The sequence below is a fragment of the Bacteroides sp. CAG:633 genome, assembly GCF_000435115.1.
GTDB lineage: Bacteria > Bacteroidota > Bacteroidia > Bacteroidales > Bacteroidaceae > Bacteroides > Bacteroides ndongoniae.
Map to the genome: position 1 here is coordinate 3,433 of NZ_FR882989.1, position 5,184 is coordinate 8,616.

3 protein-coding genes are annotated in these 5,184 nt (G+C 52.6%); all 3 read right to left on the minus strand.

Features of this window, described 5'->3' with window-relative positions; genetic code table 11:
* Positions 1-74 precede the first annotated feature (74 nt).
* Entirely contained in the window at positions 75-2,729 is a 2,655-nt protein-coding gene (gene bamA, locus QVP67_RS02090) for an outer membrane protein assembly factor BamA (RefSeq protein ID WP_022161901.1), read from the minus strand.
* A 28-nt stretch (positions 2,730-2,757) separates the two neighbouring features.
* Positions 2,758-3,492, minus strand: a complete 735-nt coding sequence (locus QVP67_RS02095) for an isoprenyl transferase (RefSeq protein ID WP_022161902.1) — start codon at positions 3,490-3,492, stop codon at positions 2,758-2,760.
* Positions 3,493-3,573: 81 nt separating this feature from the next.
* Positions 3,574-4,947 carry a DUF6242 domain-containing protein gene (locus QVP67_RS02100; protein ID WP_022161903.1) on the minus strand — a complete coding sequence of 458 codons (1,374 nt, stop codon included), beginning with the start codon at positions 4,945-4,947 and terminating at the stop codon, positions 3,574-3,576.
* Positions 4,948-5,184: the final 237 nt, after the last annotated feature.

Genomic DNA, 5,184 nt, shown 5'->3' on the forward strand with positions numbered 1-5,184 from the left:
AGCCGTGCAAGTGTGGCTCATGAGCCGTACAAGTGTGGTTCGACGCACCGTTTCGCGGGGTTCCGCAGGACGGTTTAGAACTCTTGTCCCAGGATGAAGTGGAACTGGCTTCCGCCGTATTGCTTCGATCCGAGCACGGGGTCGAAACCGTAAGCCCAGTCGATACCCATCATACCGATCATCGGCAGGAAGATGCGGACACCGACACCGGCCGAACGCTTCAGGTCGAAGGGATTGAACTTGTTCACGTCGTGCCATGCGTTACCTGCTTCGGCGAAGGCCAGTGCGTAAATGGTCGTACTGGTTTCGAGCATCAACGGGTAGCGCAGTTCGAGTGCCAGACGGGTGTAGGCATAACCTTCGTTGCCGTAAGGTGTCAATGAGCTGTTTTCGTATCCGCGCAGGGCGATGGTCTCAGTTGCGTAGTAGGAGTAACCGGTCATACCGTCACCACCCACGTCGAAGGTGCCGAAGGGCGACTTCTTGTACTTGTTGTAGTGACCCAGCAGTCCGAACTCGGCACGTCCCATGATGACGGGTGTACGTTTCACGGTGATGGGGTCGGCCAGCGGGATATAGACTTTCGATTTGAATTTCCACTTGTGGTATTCCACCCACTTGTGCATCTTGTTCATGTCGTCCTGGTTGCTGGTGTTGTACTTGCTGTAGTCCACTCCGTCGAAGGCCGAGTAGGGCGGTGTGAGCTGTGCGGACAGCGAGAATTCGGAACCGGTACGCGGGTAAATCGGGTTGTCGATGGAGCTTCGCGACAGGGTGAGAATGATACTCAGGTCGTTGCACTTACCGTTGGTGACGGGGAAGTACTGCCAGTCGCGCATGTGGTAGCGTTGGTACGACAGCTCGGCGGTGAACTGGAAGTAGTCGTCGGGCCACTTCAGACGTTTACCGAACATGGCCGAAAGTCCCCACATCTGTATGGACTTGTCGGGGTCGTAATAGTTTTCGTAGCTGGTATAGTTGCCGTAGTTGTACATACCGTAGCCGTACAGTCCGCTGTAGTAGCTGTTATAGTAGCTGTTCAGGTAGGCATCGTTATAGTACTGGCTGCTGATGTCGGTCTGGCGCGAATAGAATGCCGATACGGAGAAGGCATTGGGTCGCTTGCCGCCGAACCAGGGGTCGTAGAACGATATGCTGTACGACTGATAGTACTTGGCGTTGGTCTGTCCGCTGATGGTCAGTGTCTGTCCGTCGCCCTGCGGCAGGATGCCTCGGTAGTTTTCGCCCGGGTGCAGCAGGTTGGCCAGTGAGAAGTTGGTGAACTTCAGACTCAGCTTTCCGATGATACCCGTCTGTCCCCATCCGGCCGAGAATTCTACCTGGTCATTGGTTTTCGAGATAAGATTGTAGCCTATGTCCACGGTACCGTCTTCGGGTCGGGGCTGTATGTCGGGCGTGATCTGTTCGGGGTCGAAGTGTCCCATCTGCTGTATTTCACGCATAGAACGCATCAGGTCTTCACGGCTGAACAGTTCGCCGGGACGTGTACGGAGCTCGCGGCGTACTACGTTCTCGTACAAGCGGTCGTTACCGTTGATGCTGACTTTGTTGATGGTGGCCTGGCGTCCTTCGTAGATACGCATTTCCAGGTCGATGGAGTCGCCAACGATGTTCACTTCCACGGGTTCGAGGCTGTAGAACAGGTAACCGTTGTTGTAGTAAAGGTTACCGATGGCGTCGTCGTCCGAGTTGAGTCGCTCGTCCAAAAGTTTCTGGTTGTATACGTCGCCCTTCTTCATCTGCAACAGGAAGTTCAGGTATTCGGAGGTGTAGAGTGTGTTACCCACCCACGTTACGTTGCGCAGGTAGTACTTCTGGCCTTCGTCGATTTGCATGAATACGTTGACGGTACGCTCGTCATAGGGGCTTACGCTGTCCTTCACGATCATAGCGTCGCGGTAACCCAGCTCGTTATACTTGTCTATAATGAGTTGCTTGTCGGCTTCGTAGTTCTCTTCAACAAACTTCTTCGTACGGAACAGGTTGATGAGCTTGCCTTTTTCGTTGGTCTTCTTCATCACCCGTTTCAGCTTTTTGGTGGTGAGGGCCTGGTTGCCGACGATGGTGATTTCGTGCACTTTCACTTTCTCCTTCTTGTCGATGGTGATGTCGACGATAACTTCGTTCTCCTTGTCGGGGTTGTCCTTCTGTGTGATGAGGACTTCGGCGTTCTTGAATCCCTTGTCGTCAAAGTAACGCTTGATGAGGGTTTTGGCGCGGTCGATGGCGTTGGGGGTGATCTGGTTTCCCTTGAGCAGTGCCACACGTGATTCGAGGTCCTCACGTTCGGACTTCTTCACGCCGTGGTAGCGTATGTCTGACACACGCGGACGCATGGACAGGTGGATGGTCAGCCAGATTTTGTCTCCTTCTATCTTGTCGGCTTCGATGCGGACGTCGGAGAAGAGGCCGTGCCTCCAATAGCGGCGGCATGCTTCGGTGATTTCTTCGCCGGGGATGGTGATGACTTGTCCTTTCGACAGTCCCGACAGCCCGATGATGACATAATCTTCATAGTTCTTGGCTCCTTCTATTTTGATGTCTGCAATCTCATACTTCTTGGGTTGTCCCGAGTAGAGAATGACCGGTTTTTCATTCTGTTCGCCGGCAGTGGCTGTAGAATCTTGTTGTTCTTGTGCCGCAGTGGTCATTGCGCAGCCGAAGAGGCAGATAAACGCCACGAATAAGGAGAAAATACGATAATGCATTTATAGTAATGATTAAATATGTTTTGGTTTATTTGATTTGTTCACTGGTTTTTCCGAACCGGCGTTCCCGCTTCTGATAGTCGCAGATGGCTTTCCGCAACTCTTCGGCATGGAAGTCGGGCCAATATGTATCGCAAAAGTAGAGTTCGGAGTAGGCGCATTGCCACAACAGATAGTTGCTCAGTCTGATTTCTCCGCCGGTACGTATCAGCAAGTCGGGGTCGGGCATGAAGTTGGTGGCCAGATGCTGCGAAATGAGTTCGTTGTCAATCTGCTCCGGCTGCAGCGTTCCGTCCTTGATCAGGCGGGCTATCTGCCGGGTGGCTTCGGTGATTTCCCATCGTGCCGAATAGCTGAGTGCGAGGACCAGACACATGCCGGTGTTGGCCGATGTATGTTCCACACAGGCTTGTAGCCTTTCCTGCACGTTGGCGGGCAGTTTGGCTATATCGCCGATGATGCGGAAGCTGATGTTGTTCTTCATGAACGTCTCCTCTTCGATGCTCTCGAAAAGCAGGCTCATCAGTGCGGCCACTTCTTCGGAGGGGCGGTTCCAGTTCTCGGTGGAGAAGGTGTACAGCGTCAGGTACTTGATTCCCAGCCGTGCCGCTTCTTCGGCGATGATGTGCACGGTTTCGGCTCCGGCCTGGTGTCCGAAACTGCGTTCGTGTCCGCGCTGTTTGGCCCATCGCCCGTTCCCGTCCATGATAATGGCTACGTGTCGTGGTATCCGGTTTAAATCTATTTGCTCTGTATCTTGCATCTCTCTTGCTTCTTTTGGTGTTTTCCTATTCCTTATATATATGTAATGGAAAAAAGGTGTGCGGCTGGTGCCGCTGTCCGGTTATTGCTGTTTGAATCCCAACCGGTTGAGACGTCCGCGCCAAACTTCGTTCGGTGTGCCGCTCGACTGGCCTATTACCAGCCAGATGAAGTTGTCGTTGTCGACGGCCAGCGAGTAGTTGCCTCGCAGTTCTACGTCCTTCGGCAGCAGGAACATGCTTTCGGTCTTGTACCATGCCAGTCCGGCATCGGACTTGTAGAAGTTTTGCAGCCGTTCGCCCGTGATGTAGAACTGTCCGCCATAATAGATGATGGACGGATAGTAACCGATGTTGGCGGTCAGGCAATAGCTGTCGTACGAAGTTCCGGGATCCATCTGCGCCCAGTTGTGTCCGTCGTACGCCCACGGAATGATTTTCTCTCCGGTGGTTTTGCCCACGATCATGATTTCATCCAGCATGTTGGCTGTCTGGAATTCGGTGGAGTAGATGTTTTCGGTGGGGAATTCTTCGGGTACGGTCGGCGTGTTGCTGTCGATGGCCGGCCAGGCGGTATTGCCTTCCTGTGCTGTGACGAGGTAGGAATTGCCTTCGTGGTCCAGTATACCGATCAGTTGTCCCTGGAAACTGCTTATCAGTGTTTCTACGTTGCCGCTCAGTGCTTCTACAAGGTTCCAGCTGATACCGTCGGTCGAGCGGTAAACGTTGCCATCGCCGGTCGAGGCGTACAAGACGTCTTCGGCATCGGCTTGCGGGCTGACTGTTTCATTGCTGTTCTTGACAAAGGCGGGGATACGGTCGAGTGCGGGAAGTCCCTGTACACTGATCTGCTCCCAGCTGTTGAATGTCTTGGTCGAAGTGCGGTATGCGGTAAGCGATGTACCCTCCAGCACGTATACCAGCAGGTTGTTGTCCAGCGTCACGGCTTTCTGGCGGTTGGCGATGGAGGCGGAGGGGAATCCGGCAATGCGGTCGGTCATGTTGGTCCATTGCAGGGAGTCGGGCTCCTGTTGATGGATGTTGATGCGCAGCGTGTAGTCGCGGGTTGTGAGTCCGTCGGCTGCGTAGATCTTGAACTTCAGGCCTTCGACGGTTGCGGCTCCAGTCAGGTTCTGATAGTTGTTGATGTTCAGTATGGTATCGGGAGCATCCCCTGAAACATGGCTTGTGACATACCCCGTGACGTAGAAAGTATCGATGAGGATACTGTCGATGATGGTGTCGGAGCCTACCGGCAGGGAGTCTATGTTGTAGATTTCTCGTTTGACTTGGTCAATAGTGAATGGATAGTGTTTTCCGTGGATAGTGTCCAGACCGAAGGCATGTACGGTGGCATCGGAACTAACCTCGTATTCGTCGTCCGAGCTGAGGCACGAACTGATGGCTATAGACATGAGCAGAAAACACGCAATAACAGATAAAAATTTTATTCTCATTTCTTTTTCGTACGATAGTGTTTATTTACAAGTTGCAAAAATAGGAACAATTTTTTCTCTAAACAGCTTTATGGAGAAGTTTTATATAAAATTATAGATAATGAGGCCGTTTTTGCCGACCAAAAACTTCTCGATGTAGGCTATTTACAGAGCCTTTCTGCATAGTAATGACGAACGTCGTGCCCGAAATGCTGCACGGTGTCGTAAGAAAAATGACTGTCCATGCGGGGAGCACTG

Excerpts from the sequence above, each read along its gene's own strand:
- bamA (WP_022161901.1), bottom strand. The coding sequence starts at position 2,729 with ATGCATTATCGTATTTTCTCCTTATTCGTGGCGTTTATCTGCCTCTTC.
- QVP67_RS02095 (WP_022161902.1), bottom strand. The coding sequence starts at position 3,492 with ATGCAAGATACAGAGCAAATAGATTTAAACCGGATACCACGACACGTA.
- QVP67_RS02100 (WP_022161903.1), bottom strand. The coding sequence starts at position 4,947 with ATGAGAATAAAATTTTTATCTGTTATTGCGTGTTTTCTGCTCATGTCT.